The 23679-nt window shown below is 38.8% G+C and carries 20 protein-coding genes; 8 read left to right on the top strand and 12 right to left on the bottom strand.

Annotation, left to right across the window (positions count from 1 at the left end):
* Positions 1-14: 14 nt before the first annotated feature.
* From AWW67_RS05930 to AWW67_RS05915, 4 genes are all read right to left on the bottom strand, one after another.
* Positions 15-3062 carry an efflux RND transporter permease subunit gene (locus tag AWW67_RS05930; protein ID WP_062300680.1) on the bottom strand — a complete coding sequence of 1016 codons (3048 nt, stop codon included), beginning with the start codon at positions 3060-3062 and terminating at the stop codon, positions 15-17.
* Between the two features lie 3 nt (positions 3063-3065).
* The gene (locus AWW67_RS05925; protein ID WP_071387059.1) at positions 3066-4130 is read right to left on the bottom strand and encodes an efflux RND transporter periplasmic adaptor subunit; all 1065 of its coding nucleotides are present in this window, start codon (positions 4128-4130) and stop codon (positions 3066-3068) included.
* A gap of 150 nt (positions 4131-4280) precedes the next feature.
* Complete coding sequence (locus AWW67_RS05920) at positions 4281-4727, bottom strand: hypothetical protein (protein WP_062300679.1); 447 nt, start codon at positions 4725-4727, stop codon at positions 4281-4283.
* A complete protein-coding gene (locus AWW67_RS05915) occupies positions 4727-5800 on the bottom strand; it encodes a DUF4934 domain-containing protein (RefSeq protein WP_176700000.1) in 1074 nt (357 codons plus the stop codon). The genes AWW67_RS05920 and AWW67_RS05915 overlap by 1 nt, the downstream gene beginning before the upstream one ends.
* Positions 5801-6037: 237 nt before the next feature.
* Here AWW67_RS05915 and AWW67_RS05910 point away from each other — a divergent pair, with 237 nt between their 5' ends.
* Positions 6038-9154 carry an efflux RND transporter permease subunit gene (locus AWW67_RS05910; protein ID WP_062300677.1) on the top strand — a complete coding sequence of 1039 codons (3117 nt, stop codon included), beginning with the start codon at positions 6038-6040 and terminating at the stop codon, positions 9152-9154.
* Positions 9155-9295: 141 nt separating this feature from the next.
* Positions 9296-9826: an FKBP-type peptidyl-prolyl cis-trans isomerase gene (locus AWW67_RS05905; RefSeq protein ID WP_062300676.1), complete on the top strand. Its 531-nt coding sequence runs from the start codon at positions 9296-9298 to the stop codon at positions 9824-9826.
* Positions 9827-9886: 60 nt separating this feature from the next.
* Here the strand turns inward: AWW67_RS05905 and AWW67_RS05900 are convergent, their stop codons facing one another.
* Positions 9887-11539, bottom strand: coding sequence for a M28 family metallopeptidase (locus AWW67_RS05900; protein WP_062300675.1), 1653 nt, complete (start codon positions 11537-11539; stop codon positions 9887-9889).
* Between the two features lie 111 nt (positions 11540-11650).
* Here AWW67_RS05900 and AWW67_RS05895 point away from each other — a divergent pair, with 111 nt between their 5' ends.
* A complete protein-coding gene (locus tag AWW67_RS05895) occupies positions 11651-12085 on the top strand; it encodes a hypothetical protein (RefSeq protein ID WP_062300674.1) in 435 nt (144 codons plus the stop codon).
* Positions 12067-12396 carry a hypothetical protein gene (locus tag AWW67_RS05890; protein ID WP_141655387.1) on the top strand — a complete coding sequence of 110 codons (330 nt, stop codon included), beginning with the start codon at positions 12067-12069 and terminating at the stop codon, positions 12394-12396. Before AWW67_RS05895 ends, AWW67_RS05890 begins: the two co-directional genes overlap by 19 nt.
* Before the next feature lie 69 nt (positions 12397-12465).
* On the opposite strand, the gene AWW67_RS05885 is transcribed toward AWW67_RS05890, so the two are convergent.
* Genes AWW67_RS05885 through AWW67_RS05875 form a run of 3 tightly spaced genes read right to left on the bottom strand, consistent with a single transcriptional unit; the run spans position 12466 to position 14938 of the window.
* Positions 12466-12957 carry an FKBP-type peptidyl-prolyl cis-trans isomerase gene (locus AWW67_RS05885; protein WP_062300672.1) on the bottom strand — a complete coding sequence of 164 codons (492 nt, stop codon included), beginning with the start codon at positions 12955-12957 and terminating at the stop codon, positions 12466-12468.
* A gap of 11 nt (positions 12958-12968) precedes the next feature.
* Positions 12969-13868: an FKBP-type peptidyl-prolyl cis-trans isomerase gene (locus tag AWW67_RS05880; protein ID WP_062300671.1), complete on the bottom strand. Its 900-nt coding sequence runs from the start codon at positions 13866-13868 to the stop codon at positions 12969-12971.
* A gap of 47 nt (positions 13869-13915) precedes the next feature.
* Positions 13916-14938, bottom strand: a complete 1023-nt coding sequence (locus AWW67_RS05875) for a DHH family phosphoesterase (RefSeq protein WP_053223611.1) — start codon at positions 14936-14938, stop codon at positions 13916-13918.
* Between the two features lie 194 nt (positions 14939-15132).
* Here AWW67_RS05875 and AWW67_RS05870 point away from each other — a divergent pair, with 194 nt between their 5' ends.
* Entirely contained in the window at positions 15133-15552 is a 420-nt protein-coding gene (locus AWW67_RS05870) for a nucleoside-diphosphate kinase (protein ID WP_053223610.1), read from the top strand.
* 49 nt (positions 15553-15601) lie between these two features.
* Here AWW67_RS05870 and AWW67_RS05865 read toward each other — a convergent pair whose 3' ends face one another.
* A complete protein-coding gene (locus tag AWW67_RS05865) occupies positions 15602-16651 on the bottom strand; it encodes a lysylphosphatidylglycerol synthase transmembrane domain-containing protein (protein WP_062300670.1) in 1050 nt (349 codons plus the stop codon).
* Positions 16651-17403: a segregation and condensation protein A gene (locus AWW67_RS05860; protein WP_062300669.1), complete on the bottom strand. Its 753-nt coding sequence runs from the start codon at positions 17401-17403 to the stop codon at positions 16651-16653. The genes AWW67_RS05865 and AWW67_RS05860 overlap by 1 nt, the downstream gene beginning before the upstream one ends.
* A gap of 150 nt (positions 17404-17553) precedes the next feature.
* Between AWW67_RS05860 and dxs the strand changes: the two genes are divergently transcribed.
* Complete coding sequence (dxs, locus tag AWW67_RS05855) at positions 17554-19491, top strand: 1-deoxy-D-xylulose-5-phosphate synthase (RefSeq protein WP_062300668.1); 1938 nt, start codon at positions 17554-17556, stop codon at positions 19489-19491.
* Positions 19478-20251: an alpha/beta fold hydrolase gene (locus AWW67_RS05850; RefSeq protein WP_062300667.1), complete on the top strand. Its 774-nt coding sequence runs from the start codon at positions 19478-19480 to the stop codon at positions 20249-20251. The genes dxs and AWW67_RS05850 overlap by 14 nt, the downstream gene beginning before the upstream one ends.
* Positions 20252-20255: 4 nt before the next feature.
* On the opposite strand, the gene AWW67_RS05845 is transcribed toward AWW67_RS05850, so the two are convergent.
* Complete coding sequence (locus AWW67_RS05845; RefSeq protein WP_053223606.1) at positions 20256-21170, bottom strand: YihY/virulence factor BrkB family protein; 915 nt, start codon at positions 21168-21170, stop codon at positions 20256-20258.
* 148 nt (positions 21171-21318) lie between these two features.
* Between AWW67_RS05845 and AWW67_RS05840 the strand changes: the two genes are divergently transcribed.
* On the top strand, positions 21319-22704 hold the full coding sequence (locus AWW67_RS05840) for an HTTM domain-containing protein (protein WP_062300666.1): 1386 nt from the start codon (positions 21319-21321) through the stop codon (positions 22702-22704).
* 3 nt (positions 22705-22707) lie between these two features.
* On the opposite strand, the gene hutG is transcribed toward AWW67_RS05840, so the two are convergent.
* Positions 22708-23676, bottom strand: coding sequence for a formimidoylglutamase (gene hutG / locus AWW67_RS05835; protein ID WP_062300665.1), 969 nt, complete (start codon positions 23674-23676; stop codon positions 22708-22710).
* Positions 23677-23679 lie beyond the last annotated feature (3 nt).

The following is a 23679-nucleotide window of genomic DNA, read 5'->3' as shown; positions in this document are numbered from 1 at the left end:
CTTTTACCGAAAATTCAATCCCTTTTCTTACTAATTACCCAGTAAGACAACGGAACAAAAAACAGAGCGGTAAAAGTACCTATGGTCAAACCGCCTATAACCGTGTAAACTAGCGGTCTTTGCAAGTCTGCACCAATTCCGCTTGAAAAGACAACTGGCAATAATGCTAAAATGGTTGTAATCGAGGTCATTAATATAGGTTTGAGCCTTATTTGACCAGTTTTTGCTATGGCATTCTGTAATATTTGGCGTTTGGTATTTGTAGAATCACTCAACGAAAATTCTTCCCTTAACCTGTTTATGGTATCAATTTTTAGAATGGCATCGTTCACCATAATTCCTAGCATTACAATTATACCAATGGCCGACATTACATTGAGCGTTCCTCCAGAAATCATTAATACCAAAAGCGCACCTGACACCCCAAGCGGTAAAGTGAAAATGACAATTAAAGGCTGAACTAATGATTCGAACTGAGCGGCCAAAATGAAATAGAGCAGAAGTACAGAGATCATTAAAATGAAAATCAACTGCTGAAGGTTTTCACGCCCTTGAAAATAAGCGCCATCAAAATCGACAGACAGACCGTATTGAGCTGCCTTTGCCGGCAATTGCGCTTGTAGTTTTTCTATAGAAGCGTCATCAAGGTTTTCCCATTCTAAACTCTGATAAATTCCCGTTTTATCAGCGGTTACAGCTTTGATGTCTTTAATGTATTCGAATTTAACAAAGCTCGAAAGCGGATACGATTGATTTCTTCTTCCTTGTACGGATATGCCATTTAGCTTACTTCTAAAATCCTCTGATCCGCGTTGAATCCAAATGGGTGTCACCTCACCAAAACGTCTGATTTCAGTAACCATATAACCATCTAATGCTTTTGAAAGCGCATCTTTCATGGCGTTTTCTGAAATACCATAAAAAGACAAAGCTTTATTATCAATCACGGCTTCCATAGACTCACCAAACTGAAAACCATTCCCTGGGCGCGGTGGCTCATTTACAATTTCTGCCACATCGTTTTCAAGCTTAGCAAGCATTCCTTCGTCAAGGCGTTGATTACCAGAAAGCTGCTTCCATTTTACAATAAAGAATTTTTGATCTGAGCTAAAAATTTGATCGAAAGCGTTTGGAGCATCCTCTACCTGGAATGAAGCATTTCTATAATTATTCGTTAAAAAAGCCGTCAGCTTTTGCTCTAAATCTAATTTAGCTTCGGTAGACTCGGACTTGAAATACACTTCAGCACTTTCAATAGAATTACTCTGTTCCGCCAATAAAAATTGTTTCAACCCAATATCTGATTCGCTTGGGGTAGAACCAGCTGTTTTAGCTATGAGGTCTAACACCCTTCTTTTATTTTCTTCAGCATCAAGGGGTTCGTTCCATTGAATAGTTACCAAAGTTTCTGTTTTCTCAATGGCTGGCAAGCCCTCTTTATGAGCGCCAATAATCATAAAATAAGCCAAAGGAATCAAAGCAATCAGTAGAATAAGGCTTATGGTTTTAAATCGCCAAACCACACTAAAAATGGCTTTGTACAATTTCAGAATTCCTTTAAAAATCAGACTATCTTCCTTAATAGGTCTTTTCAGGTTTTCAAAAAACTTACGATAAAGCAAAGGCAATAGCACGAAAGCCACCATTAAAGATGTGCCTAGAATGATAGCTACGGAAAGTGCTTGATCATAAAACAACGCACCCGAGAGTCCATTAAGGAAAACTAAGGGAACGAATACTGCCAATGTGGTCAATACAGAACTAATGAGCGGGGTCATTACTTCATTTACCCCTTGCACACAGGCTTCCACTATATCCAGCCCATCTTTCCTTTTTCTAGTAATGTTGTCGATCACAATAATTGAGTTATCGATCAGCATTCCTAAACCAAGCGCTAAACCACTTAGTGAAATAATGTTTACAGAAAGACCAAAAGCATAGAAGAATAAAAAGCTTATCAGAAGTGAAATAGGAAGTGTAATTCCCATCATAATTGGCATGCGCACATTTCCCATAAAAAGAAAAAGTACAGCAAAGGCGAAGATGCCCCCATAGATAAGGCTGGTTTTTAAGTTATCGATTCCAGCATTAAGCAAAATTGATTGATCTTGAGTAAGTTCAAAGTTAGTTTGCGGATAATCCTTTTTAAACTCCTCCACTGCTTCATAAAGCAATGGTGTCAATTCCGTCATTTTGGCCTTGGCCTGCTTATGCACCGTTACCACCAAGCCCTCTTCTTGATTGCTCAAGTGATAGCCCTGCCTTTTATCGGACTGAAACTTAACTTCAGCAATTGCACTTAGCTTAATTACATCACCTTCTCTATTGATAATTGGAAGTTGTTCAATCTCATCAATATTGTCTAAGCGGTTAGCAATTCGGACAAAATATCGATACTGACCATCCTTTACCGAAAGTCTACCTAAATCGCGATTGGCTCCCTGTAAAACCTGATCAATTTGTTGTTCAGAAAGACCAAGGGCTCTTATCTTGTCTAAATCTGGGGTAATGCTTATAAACTGACCTTGAAAACCATTTACGTCTACAATGGACACTCCACTGATTTGTTCTATTCTTTTCTTTAAAACTCGGTCGGTTAGTTCTGATGTTTGTGTGTAGTCACTTCCTTCTTTAGGAATTACCTGAATTCTAGCAATTGGAATGTCTGAAGTATTGATTCGTACCACTTGCGGCCTATCCATATCACGCGGCAGATTTTCCTGAAGCCTATCAATCTTTTCATTGATCTCGATGTAGGCCAAGTCCATTCTAGTGCCAAACTCAAATTGTAATTTGAGCATTCCAGTTTCACTATTAGCAATACTTTCAACCGACTTTAGGTTATTTAGCGTGTTTAGCGAAGTGCGGATTGGGCTGAGGATGCTATTCTCAATAATGCTAGGCGGGTTATTAGGGTAGTTTACCTTAACTATAATAGCAGGCACCTCTATATTGGGCAATAAAGAAACCGGCAACCTTTGTAAAGCTAAAAAGCTAAAAAATAAAATACCTATAAAGCTGAGGAATACCGCAACAGGTCGATTGATCAGAAATTTAACCATTGCTTACTGGTTAGAGTTGGTGAGGTCTTCTTCGGCAATGCTAACTTTAGCATCGTGCGCTAATTGAATATTGTTGGTCAGTACCACTTGGTCGCCTTCTTTAAGGCCGTCTAGCACTTCTACATCCGTTCCGTTATCAAGTCCTATCTCTACATATTTCCACTGAGACATTCCATTTACTACAGTAAAAATAACTGGCTTCCCTTGCTTAATCACTACCGCTTCTCTCGGTACAATAATGTGCAATTCTTGAGGTACACGTATAATTGCGCTAGCACTCATGCCTGGCAAAAGTCCTTCTGATTGGTTCAATTTTAATTCTATCTGAACCATTCCTTCTTCATTCACCCTTGGGTTGATCTCATTTACAGTGGCCAAAAAAGATTGATCTCTTCGGGCTAGCGGATAAACGTCTGCTACAAGGCCACGTTTTATATAACCAAAGTCGGGCTCTAAAACCTTGGCGGTAAGTGTAAGGCTTTTATCATTGTAAATTGAACAAAGTACTTTTCCTGCCGAAACAAGACTTCCCTCCTTTGTTTCTAAATCAACAATCACACCGTCAGAAGGTGCCTTAATAATGGTGTTCTCTAAATTGATTTGGGCTTCTCGTAGATCAATTCTAGCTCCCTTCATTCCAGAGTTCAATTCAAAAGTATTGGTAACATCCTTGTTAATATTGCTACCTCTTGCAATCGAGTCATTACGGTAATTTAGATACGCTTTATCAAAGGCTACCTGAGCTTTTTCTAGGGCAAATTTTTCTTTATCGTTTTGCAATTGACCAATGACCTGCCCTTTTTTAACCCTTTGTCCGTTTTCAATATTGAGCTCTTTTAAATATCCGCTGGTTTCAAAAATAATTTCCAGTTCATAGTCGGACTCGATAGTACCAGTAGCACTTACTAAAAATTCGAAAGGTCTGTATTCTGCTGTTGCTACTTTTACCTCAGTAGGTTGCACTTGTTTTCTTAAGGCTTCTTGGTCTACCTCTTCAACCTTTACGGTTTGGTCTTTACAAGCTAAACACAATAGAAAACAGGTCGATATCAAAAAAAATCTTTTCATAATAGTCCAAAATAATGCTAAAATATGATTTCAAAAAACTAATTGACTAGTTATTTAAGTTTCTGGTAAAAATTAATTCCAAATAGAGATCGACTTAAGCCTAATTACCTACAAAATTCTACTTAGTATTTACTCAAACTAACCATAATCTTATTGGCGATATTGAATTCTCGGACTCCCCAATATATCTCTGTCCTTATTTATAATATAGCCATTATATCCTTCTACAGATTCTCCATTGGCTTCTCTAAAAAGAGATTCCTTATCTACAACTACCGAATATTTGTAGTCTAACTCTGTCAACCACTGTTTTACCTCAGTTTCTGTGTCAGCTTCTACATAAATAAGGTAATCCATATTCTTCTTAATGCAATCAGCCACTGCCAACTCGATTTGATAAAGTCTATCTTTTTGCCACTTCTTATAAATGTAAGCCACATATGTATTTCGAGTGAGCTCGAAAGGAGACTTTTCATTTTCGGCCTCGGGTTGAATAGAAACCACAGGCAGTTTTGGGAGCACAAGCTTTCTTGGACCTGAAGAGCAGGACAAGATCAAGGCAACAATTACAAAAAACAAGGGCATGCTTTTTTTCATCAGAAATCAATTTTAGCAATTACGATTATTGGATTGTCGTCTGATTTAATATTGTCGATCACCTGTTGATGTTTTCCAAAAAGCCCAGGATTTTCCTTCTCTAAATTTAGTATGTCACCCGCATGAAAAAGAAAAAGCAAACGATCTCCATCCATAAACTGAAAGGCCGGAGCAGTTTCTTCCAAACTCTTGATTAGCTTAGATTTGCCTGTTTTCTTATTCAACAATAAATGAAATGCTTTAGGCTTATCAGTTTTTTTCTGAAGCATTATATTGAAGTAGGCATAGTTTTCTGATTCAGAATAGGCCAGAATAAAGGCCATACCATTATTCATAATCCTTTCAAAATTCTCAAAAGGATCCTCGCTATCAAAGGCATTCTCTTTTAGGTTGAAATCACCAAAATCGAATTCATAGGTAGGCATCAAGCTATCCTTTTCAACTTTATATACCTGATTATTAAATGGCTCGAAGTAAAGACTGCCATTTTCTCCTCTACCGAAATTATTAGCTCCTGTAGAAAACATGGCTCTGTCAACAATAGGATAGAACTTACTGATCAATTCGCCTTTAAAATTCCGGCTATGTAAGTTGTGCTTATTCTCAAACACTTTATTGGCTCCTGTAGAAAACACGTAACCGTAGTCCGTCAACTCAAAAGACACATAACTGCTTTCTTCAAAATCCATGGATTTAAGAAAATCGCCTTGTTTTGAATAATAAAATAAGGATGAACCTTTCTTATATGTAAGTATTACCAAAGTATCGTTAGAGAGCACAAAACCCGCTGGGCTTCTGTATTCTGTGGGGCCATCTCCTATTTGGCCAATGGTATTTATAAAATTACCTGAACTACCAAAACGGTGTACTTTACCTTCTTGACCAGAAAAGACAAAGTATTCATTATCGGTACTTCTCGCCATGCTGAAACCACCAATCACCATCTCATCAGTAGCCAAAGGAATAACTTCGAGTTCTGTACTCGATAAAAAAGCACTAAACTCTTCTTGTTCTAATTCACCAAAAACAATGATGCTTTCATCTTTAACCGAATTACAGGATAGTATGCACATTAGCATAAAACTAGTTGCCAATAATTTTGATATAAGTTTCAGCATCATACAGTACTACTATTGGTTCAAACCAAATATAGCAGTTATAACTAAAATAAAAGTCATACACCTAATTTTATAGTAGACTGTATTTGCCTTAATTAAAAATTTATTAAATTTATCATGTTTTTTATTTTCATTTCAACCCAATAAAGACTTATTTAAAGTTGAATATCTAAGAGCTTATTATTTTTCAAGATGAAGCGACCTTTTCGAATGGTAATAGTATTTGTGGTTCTAGCGATGATCGGCATCGCTTTTATCCCAAAGCTGAATGTTAATTTCACACCACGCTATACAAAGCCGGCTATTACTATCTCTTATAGTTTGCCAAATTCATCACCAGACATCGTAGAACGTTTGGCTACTTCACCACTTGAAAACGCCATTTCTCAAATTGAAGGGGTAAACAAGGTCACCAGTGTTTCTAGAGACAATAGCGGAAGCATCGAATTATCTTTTGACAAAGGAGAAGATATGGAGTTCCGTAAGTTTGAGATCAATTCACTGATTCGGAACCTCTACAAGAAGTTACCTGAAACCATGAGTTACCCTAGGGTGGAACAGCGAGGTGGAGAAACACAGAACAAAACTGAGTCTCCGATATTGCTCTATTCCATCAACGGCCCATATGCCTCTTACAAAATCAAAAAGGATGTAGATGAGTACATCCTAAAGCCGCTTGCTGCTATAAATGAAATTCAACGCACAGAGTTAACAGGCGCCAACGAATTACAAATAACAGTTGATTTTGACCCCCTGCTATTAATGAGGTACGGTCTTTCGAAAAGCGATATTGTAAACAGCTTAAGGCTTTTTCAAGACAGAAATTACCCTGGAATGATCAAAAACCCAGCAGGTCAGCAGTTCTACTTCAGAAGCTCGTCTGAACTTTCTAGTTTAGAAGATTTGGAACAAGCCGTTATCAGCAATATTGAAGGCAAAGAACTTTACTTAAAAGATGTAGCCAAGGTGTATATAGAAGAACAAGAAGCAAGAAGTTACACCAGAATTAACGGCCGCAATGCAATTAACCTACAGATTTATGCTCGGGAAGGCGTAAATAAAATTGTATTGGCTAAGCAAATTCGTGATCGAATTGAAGAGCTACAAGCTTCCATGCAAAGCGATTTAAGTATCTTCTTAGAACAAGACGACACCGAGTTTTTAAATGAAGAGATGGACAAAATCTACAAAAGAACCTCTCTTTCCATCATTATCCTTTTAGTATTCATTTTCCTCATTAATCGTAATCCTAGGTACTTAGTCACCCTTTTTATGGGCATTGCCGTCAACCTATGTATTACAGCTATAATTATATATATTCTTGATGTTGAGCTCCATATGTATTCAATTGCCGGGCTCACCATTTCTTTTGGATTGATAGTAGATAATGCCATTGTAATGATGGATCATATGTACCGTAAGAAAAACCGAGGCATTTTTGTAGCACTTTTAGCGGCTTCGCTAACTACAATTATGGCCCTTTTAATGGTACTGCTTTTACCAGAAGAAGACCGAAGAAACCTTTCTGATTTTTCGATAGTGGTAGCTATCAATTTGGCCGTCTCTCTACTCATTGCCTTATTTTTCACTCCTGCCCTTTATCAGCTTTTATTTAAAAAAGATATGGAGAAAAACAGGTTATATAGCATCCGTCAACTCCGCAGAAAAGTAAAATGGTTTAGAGGCTACACCAAATCCATTGACTTTATGGTTCGGTACAGAAAAGCTTTTATCGTAATTGTAATTCTAGCTTTCGGTTTACCTGTTTTCAAAATGCCTATCCAGTGGGAAGGTCATGAATGGTATAACAAAACCATTGGTAGCGACAAATACCAAGATGATATCCGTCCGATTACTGACAAAATTCTAGGTGGAGCCATGAGGAAATTTGCCACCGAAGTGTATCAAGGCTATTATTATAGAGATGTGAGCCAAACCCTACTCACAGTAAGAGCTACTTTGCCTACAGGTACAACATTGGAAGATGCTAACTATGTTATCAACAAGGTGGAAGAGTTCGTAGATGGCGTAAAAGGTGTAGATAAATACATTACACGGGTAAATAATAGAACTGGTACCGTACAAATTACCTTTGAACCAGAATATGAGTTTTCCGCTTTGCCTTATCAACTCAAAGGGCGCTTGCAAGCCCGATCGGTGGATTTAACAGGAGTACAATGGGTAATTTCAGGTGTAGGGCAAGGCTTCAATATTGGAGGTGAAAGAGGTGAAAACCAAGAGTTTGGTATTAGAATGCGCGGTTATAACTATGATGAATTAAGTGCCCAGGCTGACATCTTGGCCAAAAAACTAGAAGATCATAAAAGGATACAAGAGGTAAAAACCAACGAGCAAATTGGATATAGTTATGGTTCGGTAAAAGGGAATGAATATGTACTATACCTTGATGTAGACCGCATGGCCAAGGCAGGCATTAATAGAGGAGCTGTTACCAATGTACTTACAGACTACACATTACCCGACAGATCAGAGGCTATGGCTAACTTGAACAATGAGCTTACCCCTATATTCATAAGGGCATTGAATGCAGAAAACTTTTCTAAATATGACCTAATGGAAGAAGCACTACCAATAGATACTAATAGACTTGTTAAAATTAATGACTATGCAAACATGGTTTTTGAAGAAAGTGCGAATGAAATCCATAAAGAAGACCGACAATATTTGCGAAAACTTGGATTTAAATATCTAGGCTCTTCAAAATTTGGCGCTGAATACCGCGATAAGATGATTGAAGAAATGAAACTAATAATGCCTGTTGGCTATCAAATTGACACTCAAGACAATTATTTTCGTTTCGATAAACAAGCTAGACAATATGGCTTGTTAGGCTATTTGATCATTGGTATTTTTATAATTTGCGCTATTCTGTTTGAAAACCTAAAACAGCCTTTCTACATTATTGTCACTATCCCTATTTCCTTTATTGGTCTATTTCTCATTTTCTCTCTGTTTGACTTCTCGTTTGATCAAGGAGGTTACGCTGCCTTTGTAATGCTTGGGGGCTTGGTAGTAAATGCGGCCATTTTCATTGTAAATGACCTTAATAACACCAAGTTGAAAAAATACAACAGAGCAGTATTAAGGGCAGTAATGGGTAAAGCACAGCCCATTATGCTCACTATACTTTCTACTTGTTTTGGGTTAATTCCTTTTTTACTTGAAGGAGAAAATGAGGCATTTTGGTTTTCATTGGCCATTGGCACCATCGGTGGACTTATGTTTTCTACCATAGCGGTATTTGTATGCTTACCAGTTTTTCTTACTAAAAAAGTTAAAACAGTATAAGCTCCTCTTATTTGTTTGCTTCCAATATATTTGTGCGTTTTTAACAAGTGCTATTCCAACCTCTGATTTCAATTAGGGGTCTAATAGCCTTAGAGAACACAAGAAATTAATGACCGCTCGAATTGAGCAAATAACCGAATTATGAAAGGAATAAAAATTTTGCTGGGAGCACTTGCTATAATGGCCATAACGCAATCTTGTTCAGATGATTTTGGTCCCTCATACGACCCCAATGTACAATTGCCAATCGATCTTGCTACAATCGATAGCTATATTACTACCAATAATTTAACCGTTCAAATTCACGAAACGGATATAAGATACATTATCGATACAGAGGGGAATGGAAAAACAGTAGCCCTAGACGATACTGTCTATGTTAATTATGAACTCTACCTTTTAGATGGCACCCTTGTAGACACCAATCTGGAACAAGTAGCCACAAACAATGGTATTTTCAACCCAAACAGAACTTATGAACGTTTTGGCTTTATAGCTGGCCGAGGCATGGTTATTTTAGGTTTCGATATTTCTACCCAAATACTAACAGAGGGCGGCAGTGGCACTTTCTTTATTCCTTCAGTGTATGCCTACCAGAATATAGGGTCAACTCGAATTCCTCCTAACTCCAACTTAAAGTTTAAAATTGAATTGCTAGAAGTGAAAAAATAAAGCAAAAACAAAGGCCGACTGAATAATCAATCGGCCTTTGCTTTTACTGTGAAAAAGGAATTACTTCTTTTTCAAACTCATATCCTCATCTCGTTTCGCTTTAAACTCCGACCCTTCATTCCACTTAGGAAAGTAAGTCTCATTCGCCAACTTATTGCCAACATTAAACAGTAGCACAGCATCTTGGGCAATTCCTTTCAAATCCCACTCTTCAGGCAAATAATTGTCGGCTTGCTGGTGGTATCGAATATCTAAATACTCTTGCGTTTTCTTTTCAATAAACTCCACTCCCTTTTCTTTCGACTCATAAGAACCCGAAGCATACAAGGCCGGAATACCAATTTTTGCAAAATTAAAATGATCGGAACGGAAGAAATAACCTTTTGCTGGGTCAGGATCGGGGATTACATAACGCCCCTGCTTGTCAGCTTCGGCCTTTGCGTAATTATCTAGTTCCGATTGTCCATAGCCTGTTATAGTCAAATCCTTCATTTCGCCATAGGCCGGAAGTCCATCAATATTAATGTTTGCTACACTTTGATTGGCTGGGAAAAGCGGGTTCTGAGCATAATACGCTGAACCCAGTAAACCTTGTTCTTCTGCCGTTACAAATAAAAATACCACAGATCGTTCAGGCTTAGTTTCCATTTTAGCAAAAGTTTCGGCTATAGTAAGCAAGCCTACAGTTCCACTGGCATTATCGTGGGCGCCATTATAAATAGAATCGCCATCTACTGGCTCCCCTACCCCCAAATGATCCCAGTGGGCAGAATAAATCACATATTCATCAGGGCGTTTTGTTCCTTCAAGCATGGCCACCACATTATGCGACATATCTCTTTTAATTTCATTCTGAACACTCATTGAGGCTTTCAAACCCAAGGCCAGTGGTTTAAAACCTTTTGTTTTCGCAATTCCTGAGTAATCTTTAATTCCAGCGGCTTGAAACAATTGAACTGCTGTATTTCTAGTAATCCATCCTTGAATGGCACATTTATAGGGCGGATTGGCATCGTCTAAATTTAGCTTTGCACCTGTCCAAGAACTTTGAACCACCAACCATGGATAACCAGCCGGAACGGTTTCGTGCACAATCAGAACCCCAGCCGCTCCTTGTCGGGCTGCCTCTTCATATTTGTATGTCCATCGGCCATAGTAAGTCATTTGGTCCCCTTTAAAGAAGGTGCTATCGCCCGACCCAAAGCCAGGGTCATTTACCAAAACGACTACCGTTTTCCCTTTTACGTCTATCCCTTCATAATCATTCCATCCATATTCAGGTGCCACAATACCAAAACCTGCGTATACCAGTTCAGAATCCTTAACAGAAACTTCTTCCTCTACCCTTTCGGTATAGATTACTACATCGTTACCCGTTTCGAAACTCATTGCTTTTCCTTGCCCTGTTACGGTCATGGTTGGCGATTGCGTTCCTGTAATCTCCACCAAAGGCACTTCCTGAAAATAACTATTACCATTTCCGGGTTTCAAGCCCATCGCTTTTAGCTCTGACTCTAAGTAGTGAATCGTTTTTTCTTCTCCTTCGGTGAAAGGTTTTCTGCCCATAAAATCATCCGAAGCCAATACACTCAAATGCCGATCAATGGTCAGCGTATCGATAAATACTTTTTCTTCAGTTACATTTTCTCCCGATTGACAAGCCCAAAAGCCCATGGCCAACAAAGCGAAAAGTGCTATATTCTTTCTTTTCATATTCTTTTAATTTGAAAACGAAGATAAGAAAATTTAAAGGCATGAAATGGATTTTGAAGGACAAGGCAAATCCTCTAATTTCACTTATACATCTATTTACTCTTGGCACTAATGAAATATTTATTGATTCTGCTTCTATCTGTTATTCTTATTAGGCCATGCAATGCACAAAATGTCTCACAAATTGTAAATGAGAAAACAGGTAATATTTCATTCACGCCTCCGCCTATTACAGGATTATGGGTAATTGAAAAGGTTTTGGTGAACGACAAAAACCTAAGCCCAACCGCCAAATGGATTTTGTTTGAAGCAGATGGCACCTACACCTCAGGAAATGGCTGGCTTCAAAACGATTTGGGCAGTTGGGTTTACGATGACCAGCAGAACACTTTATTACAATCAACCGAAGCGGGAATTGACCCTTACGGTCCTTTTAATATTTCATTTCAGGGTGAAAAAATGACTTTGCAGAGAATTGAAGAAGAAAATAAAGTGAACATAAGCCTGGTAAAAGTGAGTAAAAACCAATGGCGGCTTGGGACATGATTGTCGGTAGTTGGGAGATTACAATTGCCAATGGCATAGACCCAGCTACTGGCAAAGTAATTTCTGAATATTTGCTTGAGAAAACTACTTACAGCTTCGGTTGGGACAGACGCTACAAAAAGCTTGATAAAGAAGGAGCCTTAGTAGAAACAGGCATTTGGCAAATGGATGCTCACTCACCTACCCTTACATTAATCAGCGATGAAAAAAGCACCCGTACAAATTGGGAAATAGAAGTTAGTAATAGCGAAATGCGCTGGAAACGCCCAATGAGTAATGAACTTATGAAACTCTATTTCAAGAAGAGTTAAGCACTACAAATAAAAACGGGGCGCCTTTAGAAAAGCGACCCCGTTTACAAATTCTTCGACAACAAAACCTTAATCGTTGCCCAATATATCTACTACACGTACCTCAAAGATTAATACTGAATTAGCAGGAATGAACAAGTTTCCAACATTACCATAACCATATTTTGATGGAATAAATATAGTAGCTTCAGTTCCTTTATTAAATAGCTTAAAAGCAATATCCCAGCCTTGCACTACAGAACCTTGACCAATCACAAAATCAAAAGAATCTGCACCACCAACATTGGTGTCGAATGTGGTACCGTCCAATAAGTAGCCAGTATACTTTACCAATACAGTTGATCCAAATTTGGCATTCTCACCTGTTCCTTGTTCGGTAATTATATAGCGAATACCGCTTTCATCTACTTCTGCCTCAAGATTATTATCAGCTAAATACTGCTTAATTAAAACAGTATCTCTAACAAATTGCTCTTCTGTATCGAAAACCTCTTCTGGCTTACACGCGCTAAAAGCCAAGGCTACAATGCCCAACACCAAGAAAATTCTAATCGTTTTCATCAGTTTATTTTTTAATTCTTAATGTCAACCAACTCAACCTCAAACATCAAAATTCCATTTGGAGGAATTGGGCTACCAGGTCTTGATTCTGGACCATAGGCCAATCCCGAAGGAACAAAGAAAATGGCACTTGCACCTTTATTCAAATAAGGAATACCTACATCCCATCCCGCAATTACGGCTTTTTGCCCTAAAGGAAATGTATATGGCTCGTAAGGCTCTCTTTGAGGGTTGTAAAAATCATGCTCTTCTGCAACGGATTTATGGCTTGTATCAATATACGTTCCATCCAATAATTGAACTACATAGTCAATCGAAACCGTTTGACCCGCTTGTGGTTTAGGTCCGTTACCCTCCTTTTTAATAATATAGTAAAGGCCTTCTTCAGTACTTTCGGCTGTCAAGTTATTTTCTGCTAGGTACTCTTCAATTATTGCTTTGTCTTTCTCTAACTGTTTTGCACTTTCTCTTTCAATTTCGGTCTGCGCTCGCTCAACAAAAGCTTGTTCATCATTAATTTCAAGCACTCTAATATTCATGAAGACAGATTCGGCAGTATCTAAATCTGGAGTAATAGGCATACCTGTTAACATTGAGTATTGTGCTAAATCAAACTTGATTTGCACACTATCTCCTTCGCCCAAAGGCTGAAGAATTTTACCCAACATAGGAGGGACACCCGTAACTGGGTTGATAAAGAAGCCCCCAACTGGTTTAGGGTTAATTACTACAGAATCTTTATAAACACTATTAAGGTCTAACAACATGGCTTGATTGGGGCCCAATTTTTTCCCATCTCGTTCGTCAACTAACCTGTACTGAACACCCGGCTCTGACTCAATAAACTTCACCTCAGGCTTACAGCCAGAGAACCCAATAAGGGCAATCATTACCACAATGTATTTATTCATCCTATTCATATCTAATTTTATCCTTGTGTTTTACCTCAATTAAGTGGTTATTTTTTCCTTTCGCTATCTAGCAAAGGTTTGTAATCTTTCAAAATCGACTTGAATTTATCTACCGTTTCTTCAAGTGTTCCTTCGGTTTTACCTCCAGCTGCATTTCTATGGCCTCCTCCATTAAAATATTTAGAAGCAATTTCGTTGGCAGGAAACTCACCTATTGATCGGAATGACATTTTTATGCCGTCACCACTATCTTTAAACAAAACCGCCAAAACAATTCCTTCAAGAGAAAGGGCATAATTCACTAAACCTTCAGTATCTCCAGTTTTCGATTCAAACCGGTTGAGTTCATCATTTGTAATGGCAAAGTAGGCCGTATGAAATTCAGGGAGAATCTCAAGTTTTTGACTTAGTGCGAAACCTAAAAATTTAAGTCTGTTAAGAGAGTTGGTGTCATAAATTTCTTTAGCAATTTTGGCGTTATCGGCTCCAATGCCTATCAATTCAGCCACCACTTCATGAACATTTTGCGTGGTATTTGGGTGACGAAAACCGCCAGTATCAGTCATTATTCCCGCATAAAGACACTCTGCAATATCCTTATCAATCAAGGCCTTATCGCCCAACATCACAATTAACTCAAAACAAAGTTCGCAGGTCGAAGCCGCTTTAGTGTTCCACAGTCTGTAGTCTGCAAAATCTTCTGGCTCTAGGTGGTGATCTACGTTTACTTTAAAGGCTTTAGCATTCCTAACCATTTCACCCATTTCGTTAATTCTGTGTAAAACAGAAAAATCGAGTGTGATTATAGTATCAGCCTCGTTAATAAAGCGTTGAACTTGCTCTGAATTCTCATCAGAATAAACCAAAACGTTATCGTTCCCTTTCATCCAATTCAAGAATCCCGGGTAGTCACTTGGCGTGATCACCTTAACGTTGTGTCCCTTTTTAATAAGGTAGTTAGCCATCCCCAAAGAAGAACCTAAAGCATCGGCATCAGGCTTGTGATGTGTAGTAATCACAATTTTATTCGGGGTATTCAGCTGTTTGATTAAAGAATTTATATCTCCCATTAACAACAAATACTGCCAAAGCAGTATATCAGTCAGCCGGCAAAGTTGATAAGAATAAGCTTCTAAAACAATGATTTAACAGTGATTAACCTATTGTTAAATAAGTTAAAATATTAAGAATCAGGTTAGAGCATCCGAATTAATCTTCTATTTTTGCAGCCAAATTAAGAAAATACAACAAGCACATAATTAGAATGGCAACAAACAGAACGTTTACAATGGTTAAGCCTGACGCTGTAGAAGCAGGTAACATTGGTGGAATTTTGAATATGATTGAAGAAGCTGGCTTCAAAATCGTAGCAATGAAATATGTAAAATTAAGCGCTGAAATCGCTGGTAAATTTTACGAAGTACACAGTGAAAGACCTTTCTATGGTGAGCTTTGCGAATACATGTCTTCTGGGCCAATCGTAGCTGCTATTCTTGAAAAAGATAATGCCGTTGCCGATTTCAGAAAGCTAATAGGCGCAACCAACCCTGCCGATGCAGAAGAGGGTACTATCAGAAAAAAATATGCAACATCAATTTCTGCCAACGCAGTACACGGTTCAGATTCTGATGAAAACGCAGCAATTGAAGGAAGCTTCTTCTTCTCTCAATTCGAAAGATTCTAAGGATTACCTTCCTTATAAAGAATAAGAAAGCGGCTAATGGCCGCTTTTTTTATTTCGTTTTTACCACCAACTTCTTTATCCAGCCGGGCAAAATCAAAGCACCAATAATTAGATAAGGATAAAAACTGATCAGGCGCCAAATCAAGCTAGCCACAAAGGTGTATTCACCTAAAAAATCCTCGAAAAAAGCAGGAAAAATGTACTCGGCTGTTCCCGCGCTGCCAGGCGTTGGCGAAACAAGCATCACCAACCACATAATCAGATGTCGGCTCAGAAGCATAAAATGTTCATCTATACTAATAGGAACAAAGCCCACCACAAGCATATTTAATACTCCAAACTTAACAATCCAAATGGCATAAGTGAGCCCAATTAATTTTAGCCAAAAGGCAACAGATTTACCCCTTAATTCTTTTGATACCTCATAAAGTTCATCGGCTCTATTCGATAAACGTTCTCCCCACTTTTTCAAAAATGACCACCTAGAAATTCGTTGTAAAAGATTTTTTACTACCGAAGGAAATAGAAGTAAAGCCGAAATTTTAAACGATATGTAAAAAGCAATGAGGCCATAACTTAGGTAAAAGAAATACGACAGGCTTCCCCCCAATTCATTTTGAATCAGCTCGGACTGCGGCAAGGCAGCACCATTAGTTAAGAGTAAAGCAATAGGAGAAGCGGTAAGAAAAAAGATGTTATCCATCATAGCCAAGAGCAAGGCAAAAGCCAAAGCTCTACCTACATCTACACCATGTTTATGAATGATATAAACCACCACAGCAATGGGCCCGATAAGTGGAGGAACAACTGCCACGGCAAATTCCCAGAGAAAAACAATACGAAGTGCATCCTTTGCTGTAAACGATTCTCCCCCTACTAACTTTACTCGGGCTGTATTTAAAAGGTCTTTAGAAATTAGAAAAAGAAAAGCCAAAACAATGGCCAAAACAGATATCCTTAACATGGACTGCAAAGATTCGTCATTGAGTTTATCATCGCGCAGTGCGATAAAAACCACAATAGCCAAACCTATAATTACTGGAAGCCAGACATTTTTAGGATTTAAAGTACGAAGCGCTTTTTTTGAGTCTACTTCCATTATTTTTCTACCAACTCTTCTTCAACCTTTTCAATCCAAAAATTGTTGAAGCCTTCACCCAAATGCATAGTGATTTCTCTCATTTGGAGTAAATCTAAGATGGATAGAAAGTTAAAAATTACCGCGATTTTGTTAGGTTCTAGCTGAATGAGTTCGACAAATGAAATTCGAGGAGTTTCACTAAGCTTAGCCATAATAAAGTCTCGCTGCGATGAAATGGTATAAGGATATTGAATTACCTCATGCTTTGGTTTGTTTTGCTCTACCTCATAGCGACTCACTACTTTCTGAAAAACCTTAAGTAGTTTATAGAGGTCCAAGTGTTGCATTTCGGATTCAACATTATTGCCTTCCGATAACTTTTTGAGCTCACGCAAAACATTGCCTCGCGATTCCATCTGCATGCGGTCATTCTCCATTTGGGCAAGACTTTCCACCACAGACTTATACTTTTTGTACTCAAGTAAATGCCGAACCAATTCATCTCTAGGGTCAACCTCATTCCCTTCTTCATCTAATACAGGGCGTGGTAAAAGCATTTTCACCTTAATACGCATTAAAGTAGCCGCCACTAAAATAAACTCGCTCGCCACCTCCACATTCAATTGTTCTAAATGATGGAGGTAATCCAAAAAATCTTTGGTTATCTTGTTGATCGGGATGTCGTTAATATCCAACTCATCCCTCTGAATAAAGAAGAGTAAAAGATCGAATGGACCCTCAAAAAGCGGTAGTTTTATTTCGAAACTCAAAGATTCTTAATTGTTATGAACCAAATATATAAGGATTAGGAGAATGAAGCCGACTAACTCAAAATATTTTCTAATTTTGTTCCTTCAAAAAAATCCGGCTCAAACAATTCGTGCGTATTTAAGTTCTCAATTCATTTAGTCCAAAATCAAATGCTGATACAACCGGGAAAGCTGCTTAGTAAAATTGATTCACCTGATGATCTTAAAAAATTAGATCAAGCTGACCTTGTTCAGGTTTGTGATGAATTAAGACAATTTATTATTGACAACGTATCTGTTTACGGAGGCCATTTTGGTGCTTCATTGGGTGTAGTAGAGCTTACTGTAGCACTTCATTATGTGTTTAACACACCTACAGACCAGCTCATTTGGGATGTTGGGCATCAAGCATACGGACATAAAATATTAACCGGAAGAAGAGATTCTTTCCAATCAAACCGAATTTATAAAGGCCTTTCGGGCTTCCCAAAAAGAAAAGAAAGTGAGTATGATGCTTTTGGAGTAGGCCACTCTTCTACTTCTATTTCTGCCGCTTTGGGTATGGCCATGGCCAACCAATACAAAAAAGATAACCGTCATCATATTGCTGTAATTGGCGATGGCGCCATGACAGGAGGCCTTGCCTTTGAAGCCATGAACCACGCTGGGGTTTCTAATAGCAACCTGCTTATTATCCTCAATGATAACTGCATGTCTATAGATCCTAATGTTGGGGCTTTAAAAGATTACTTGACGGATGTAACGACTTCACAAACTTATAATAAGGTAAAAGATGACGTTTGGAGGTTACTAAGTAAGTTCTCCAAGTTCGGAAAAAGTGCACAAGAGATTATTTCTAAGGTTGAAAACTCGATGAAGAGCATGCTTTTAAAGCAAAGTAATCTTTTTGAGTCGCTCAACCTTAGGTATTTTGGCCCAGTAGATGGCCACGATGTTCATCACCTAACCAGTGTTATGACCGACCTGATGAAAATTCCAGGTCCAAAAATTTTACATTGTGTAACCGTAAAAGGAAAAGGCTACAAACCTGCCGAAGAAGGTAATGCCACTACATGGCATGCACCGGGCAAGTTTGATAAAGTAACAGGAGAAGTTTTCAAAAAAGTTAGCGATAAGCCCGAAGCACCTAAATATCAAGATGTTTTCGGTCATACTTTGGTGGAACTCGCTGAAAAGAACGACAAAATCATGGGCATAACGCCTGCCATGCCTTCTGGTTCTTCGATGAATATTATGATGAAAGCCATGCCAGACAGGGCTTTTGATGTAGGAATTGCAGAGCAACATGCTGTTACTTTTTCAGCAGGGCTAGCCACTCAAGGGCTTATTCCTTTCTGTAACATTTACAGCTCGTTTATGCAGCGCGCTTACGATCAGGTAATTCATGATGTCTGCATTCAAAATTTACCTGTAAACTTCTTTTTAGACAGGGCGGGCTTTGCAGGTGCCGATGGCCCAACTCACCATGGCGCTTATGACATCGCCTACATGCGCTGCATTCCAAATATGATTGTGGCTGCCCCAATGAATGAGGCAGAATTAAGAAACTTAATGTACACTTCTCAACTTCCTAGAGAAGGCGAAGCTTTTACTATTCGTTACCCAAGAGGCCAAGGTGTAATGCCTGAATGGCGTACCAAAATGGAGAAAGTTACCATTGGTACAGGTAGAAAAATTGCCGATGGGAAAGACATAGCGATACTTACAATTGGCCACATTGGTAATTACGTTTATAAAGTAAGAGAAATGTTGAGCAACGAAGGTTTAGATCCAGCGCATTACGACATGCGTTTTGTAAAACCTTTAGACGAAGAATTACTTCACGACATTTTCAGAAACTTCAAGAAAGTAGTAACTGTAGAGGATGGTTGTTTAGTTGGTGGTTTTGGTAGTGCCATTTTAGAGTTTATGGCCGACAATAACTACAGTGCTCAAATTAAGCGTTTGGGTATTCCAGATGCCATAATAGAACATGGAACTCAAGAGCAATTACATGCCGAATGTGATTTTGATGAGGCAGGAATTGCCAATGCTGTGCGCGAAATGATGGGTGTTAAGCTTGCTAAAACAGTTCATGCCAGCAATTAAGGCAACAATTCAAGGCGAAGATTTTCCGGTTATTCTCATTCATGGTTTTTGCGAAAACAAATCCATGTGGTTTCCTTATGCCAATAAGCTAACAGAACACTTTCAAATCATTTGCCCCGATTTACCCGGTTTTGGAGAATCTACGTTACCGAACAAAGGCATTACTTTAGAGGAAGTCGCTGATGAATTAGCTGGTTTTCTATCTGAAATCAAGGTGGAAAAATGCGTAGTTATTGGTCATTCATTGGGTGGATATGTGGCCTTGGCTTTGGCTGAAAGACATCCTAACCTTATTCAAGGACTAGGCTTGTTCAACTCTACCGCTCTGGCCGATGATGAAGAAGCGAAGCACAGAAGAAATAAATCCATTTTATTTCTGAAAAAGCATCCGCTTTCAAAATTCATTGGCCCCTTTATTCCGTCACTTTTTTATTCAAAAAGAAAAGAGGAGCTAAAGGAAGAAATCGATTTAGCCACTTCAATCGGTTTACAAAGTTCCTTAGACACCATTATCGCTTACACCGAAGCCATGAAGATAAGAAAAGACAGGTTTGAGCTTTGGAAAAGCCTTCCGTTTCAAACTTTATTTATTGGTGGAGCCAACGATGATCGTGTTCCTTTAGAAATAGCCGAAAAGCATATTGAAGAACGAGTAAATGTTGACGGTTACATTTTACCAGAAACCGCTCATATGGCCATGCATGAGCGTAAAACGGAAACGCTCCAAATGATTCAGGACTATTTATTAAAAGTGGTCTAAACTTTTAATCGCCAGACTTCTCTTTATCTTTCTCGTACCGCGCTTTCCACCTGGCATGCTCGGCAGGTTTAAACCTATAACCTTTGTGTTCGGCAAAAGCTTGGGTAAACTCGGCTCCAAAAAACATAATTAAGCAAGTATAGTTAATCCAAAGCATGATAAGAACGACACTCCCTGCTGCTCCATAAGATGAAGCTGGTTCGGCCTGACCAAAATAAAAGCTCAAAACGAACTTACCGATAATGAATAATATGGCCGTAAAAAACGCACCAGACCAAACACTTTTCCAGTTCACACTCACATCAGGCAATACCTTAAACACCAAGGCAAAAAGTATGGTGGCCATCCCAAGTGTAATGGCAAAATCTGTCACTTTCACCAACACAAGTAAGTATTCCGGAAATTGACGACTCATCCATTCGCTAATGGCAGCCAATACAGCAGAGATCACTAGCGATATTAACAGTAAGAAACCAATGGCCAAAATAAGTCCTAAGGAATAGGCGCGATCGAAAATAAGCCTCTTAATTCCACTCCCAGGCTTTTGTTCAACACGCCAAATATTGTTGAGCGACTTTTGCAATTGAAAGAAAACCGTAGTAGCACCAAATAGTAAAATACCAATTCCCACAGCTCGCATAATAAAACCTGAGTCGCTCCTGTAAGAACTGACCACCATATTTTCAATGCTCTGTGCAGCTTCATAACCAATCATTCCAGAAATTTCATTCACCAAACGACCCTGAACAGCCTCCTGACCATACACAGCCCCTCCAATGGAGATTAGCAATATCAGAAGCCCCGGCAGAGAAAAAATTGAGTAGTAAGCCACAATTGCACTTTGACGAAAAGCTTCGTCCTCGTTCCAGCCTTTAAATGCCTGCTTCAGTAATTTCCACCATGTTTTTATTCCCATCATAAAAAATCAGATAATGTAATAGAAACACGTTTCCGTCCAGAATGTTAGAAAGCGATGGTTAAATGGGTGAATTAGAAAAGCTTCTGTATTTTAGAGTTCCAAAACATATTCTAGGATTTGCTCCACGAGTACAATCCAATCTTATTCAATGCAAATTTGTAAAGGAGAAATATCTGAAATACTTGGGAAAGGCAAATTAAAAAACCTTTTCTCGCCCATTGACAATGCTTCGATTGTGCTTTTCAGAATAATGTTTGGAGGCATTATGTTTTGGGAGGTAACTCGTTATTTCAAGTACAATTGGATTGATCGCTATTGGGTCACTCCTTATTTCAACTTCGCTTACACCCCATTCAATCTAAGTCCATTGTCTGAAAATGGAATGTATATACTTTGGTATGTTTTGGGTGCATTGGCCATTTTCATCACCATAGGCTTTCTGTATAGAATCAGCACCGTTCTGTTCTTCTTGCTCTTTACTTATACTTTTCTTTTAGAGCAGGCACGTTACCTCAACCATTTCTATTTGGTTATTATCGTCAGTTTTATTCTCATTTTTATTCCAGCCCACCGTAGCTTTTCTATTGATTATAAAATTTTTAAGGGTATAAAAAGCCCCTACAATGCCAGTTGGAACCTTTGGTTGATCCGACTTACGGTAGGTATTCCGTACTTCTTTGGTGGTATTGCCAAGATTAATGCTGACTGGCTTCGAGGCTATCCACTCAAAGATTGGCTTTTAGGCGATCTTAACTTCCCCATCATTGGCCAATACTTTACAGAGCATTGGATGGTCATGATAATGTCATATTCTGGCCTATTACTAGATTTAGCAGTTGTACCTGTTCTACTATTCAAACGCACCCGATTAATTGGCTTTATTGCCATTTGCCTCTTCCATTTAATGAATGTAGAACTCTTCGAAATCGGTATTTTTCCATGGTTTATGATTGCCGCTACAAGCTTATACTTTAGCCCCAATTGGCCAAGAAAGCTTATTCAGAAAATCGGATTCAAAGGCGATGAAACTCAGGAAACCAATGACTTTACCCCTAACCAAAAATACCAGAAGGTAATTTTATACGGGTTGGGAATTTTCTTCGCTATTCAGATTTTTCTACCCATGCGCCATTTACTTATTAAGGGAAACGTACATTGGACAGAGGAGGGTCATAAATATGCTTGGCACATGAAATTGAGAAGCAAAGATGGGAGAACCGAGTTTATGGTAAAAAACAAAGCTACTGATGAGCTCATTGAAGTCAATATTGGAGGTTACCTACAAAATTGGCAGGAGCGAAAAATGGACGGAAACCCACAAATGATCTGGAAGTTTGCTAAGTTTTTGAAAGAGGAATATGGCCGAATGGGCGTAGATGTTGAAGTTTACGCACAAGCTTTGGCTTCGCTTAACGGAAGAGCCTACCAGTACATTATCGATCCGAATGTAGATTTAGCAGCGCAGGAAAAACCATTTTTCGGTAACGCTAAATGGATTCTACCCTTGGAGATTTCTTTAGAAAATCAGCGTTAAGCCTCAACGAGAAACCATATAATGCACCAACCTAGCTGCCAATCTTGCAGTAGCGTTATCTTGGTCATACTTTGGACTCAATTCGGCTAAATCTACACTGATCAGTTTTTGAGATTCAATCAATACATCGAGTGTTTTCAGTACAATATCAGGCGAGAATCCCATTGGAGAAGGGGCACTCACTCCGGGCGCATAAGCCGATGAAAAACCATCCAAGTCGATCGTCAAATAGACCTTATCTACCTTTTGAAGAAAGCCATTCAAGCAGCTTTTTACTTCGCTCCAATGTTCGATGGTGTATTCTGTATTCTCTAAATAGGTAACTCCCAATTCATCTGCCGTATTGAAAAGCGTTTGCGTATTTGCAGACCGCTGAATACCTAAACAGCAATATTCGAATGCCTGATTTTTGGCCTTACAATCTTGTGCGATTTGAAAAAAGGGCGTTCCAGAAGTATTGCCGTTTTTATTACTTCTTAGGTCGAAGTGTGCATCGATATTAATAATTCCGATGGTTTGGCTCTTCTCCTGCCCATCTAAAAACTGACGAATTCCGGTATAATGCGCATAAGCAATATCATGGCCCCCGCCCAATAAAATTGGAAATACACCTTGGCTCAACAACTGACTTACAGCCTTACTTAAGTGGCTGTGCGTTGCGTCTAAATCTTCGTCAGTGCAAACTACATTTCCAAAATCTAGAATATCAGTTAGTTGCTGAAAATGGTTTGGAAGAATGGCAAGCATTTTACGGATGGCATCTGGGCCATCAATCGCTCCAACCCTTCCCTGATTCCGCTTTACCCCTTCATCTACCGCATAGCCTAAAATGGCCAATTGCTTATTGGCAGAAGGTTTTAACGTCTCCAACGAAGACACTTTCACCATTTCATACCAATAGTTAGGTCGTCCAAGATTTTCATCTTTTCGGCCTTTCCAAAGCGACAGGTCTGCGGGCTTCAGTGCGTTCATGGG

Origin of the sequence: Roseivirga seohaensis, from assembly GCF_001592945.1 — a bacterium.
GTDB lineage: Bacteria > Bacteroidota > Bacteroidia > Cytophagales > Cyclobacteriaceae > Roseivirga > Roseivirga seohaensis.
The sequence above is the reverse complement of the archived record's forward strand: the minus strand, read 5'-3'. Positions and strand labels throughout refer to the sequence as shown.

Excerpts from the sequence above, each read along its gene's own strand:
- AWW67_RS05905 (WP_062300676.1), top strand. The coding sequence starts at position 9,296 with ATGAAAGGAATAAAAATTTTGCTGGGAGCACTTGCTATAATGGCCATA.
- AWW67_RS05865 (WP_062300670.1), bottom strand. The coding sequence starts at position 16,651 with ATGGAAGTAGACTCAAAAAAAGCGCTTCGTACTTTAAATCCTAAAAAT.
- AWW67_RS05850 (WP_062300667.1), top strand. The coding sequence starts at position 19,478 with ATGCCAGCAATTAAGGCAACAATTCAAGGCGAAGATTTTCCGGTTATT.
- AWW67_RS05900 (WP_062300675.1), bottom strand. The coding sequence starts at position 11,539 with ATGAAAAGAAAGAATATAGCACTTTTCGCTTTGTTGGCCATGGGCTTT.
- AWW67_RS05840 (WP_062300666.1), top strand. The coding sequence starts at position 21,319 with ATGCAAATTTGTAAAGGAGAAATATCTGAAATACTTGGGAAAGGCAAA.
- dxs (WP_062300668.1), top strand. The coding sequence starts at position 17,554 with ATGCTGATACAACCGGGAAAGCTGCTTAGTAAAATTGATTCACCTGAT.
- AWW67_RS05870 (WP_053223610.1), top strand. The coding sequence starts at position 15,133 with ATGGCAACAAACAGAACGTTTACAATGGTTAAGCCTGACGCTGTAGAA.
- AWW67_RS05930 (WP_062300680.1), bottom strand. The coding sequence starts at position 3,062 with ATGGTTAAATTTCTGATCAATCGACCTGTTGCGGTATTCCTCAGCTTT.
- AWW67_RS05890 (WP_141655387.1), top strand. The coding sequence starts at position 12,067 with ATGGCGGCTTGGGACATGATTGTCGGTAGTTGGGAGATTACAATTGCC.
- hutG (WP_062300665.1), bottom strand. The coding sequence starts at position 23,676 with ATGAACGCACTGAAGCCCGCAGACCTGTCGCTTTGGAAAGGCCGAAAA.
- AWW67_RS05845 (WP_053223606.1), bottom strand. The coding sequence starts at position 21,170 with ATGATGGGAATAAAAACATGGTGGAAATTACTGAAGCAGGCATTTAAA.
- AWW67_RS05885 (WP_062300672.1), bottom strand. The coding sequence starts at position 12,957 with ATGAAAACGATTAGAATTTTCTTGGTGTTGGGCATTGTAGCCTTGGCT.
- AWW67_RS05920 (WP_062300679.1), bottom strand. The coding sequence starts at position 4,727 with ATGAAAAAAAGCATGCCCTTGTTTTTTGTAATTGTTGCCTTGATCTTG.
- AWW67_RS05875 (WP_053223611.1), bottom strand. The coding sequence starts at position 14,938 with ATGGGAGATATAAATTCTTTAATCAAACAGCTGAATACCCCGAATAAA.
- AWW67_RS05895 (WP_062300674.1), top strand. The coding sequence starts at position 11,651 with ATGAAATATTTATTGATTCTGCTTCTATCTGTTATTCTTATTAGGCCA.
- AWW67_RS05915 (WP_176700000.1), bottom strand. The coding sequence starts at position 5,800 with ATGTGCATACTATCCTGTAATTCGGTTAAAGATGAAAGCATCATTGTT.
- AWW67_RS05910 (WP_062300677.1), top strand. The coding sequence starts at position 6,038 with ATGAAGCGACCTTTTCGAATGGTAATAGTATTTGTGGTTCTAGCGATG.
- AWW67_RS05925 (WP_071387059.1), bottom strand. The coding sequence starts at position 4,130 with ATGAAAAGATTTTTTTTGATATCGACCTGTTTTCTATTGTGTTTAGCT.
- AWW67_RS05880 (WP_062300671.1), bottom strand. The coding sequence starts at position 13,868 with ATGAATAAATACATTGTGGTAATGATTGCCCTTATTGGGTTCTCTGGC.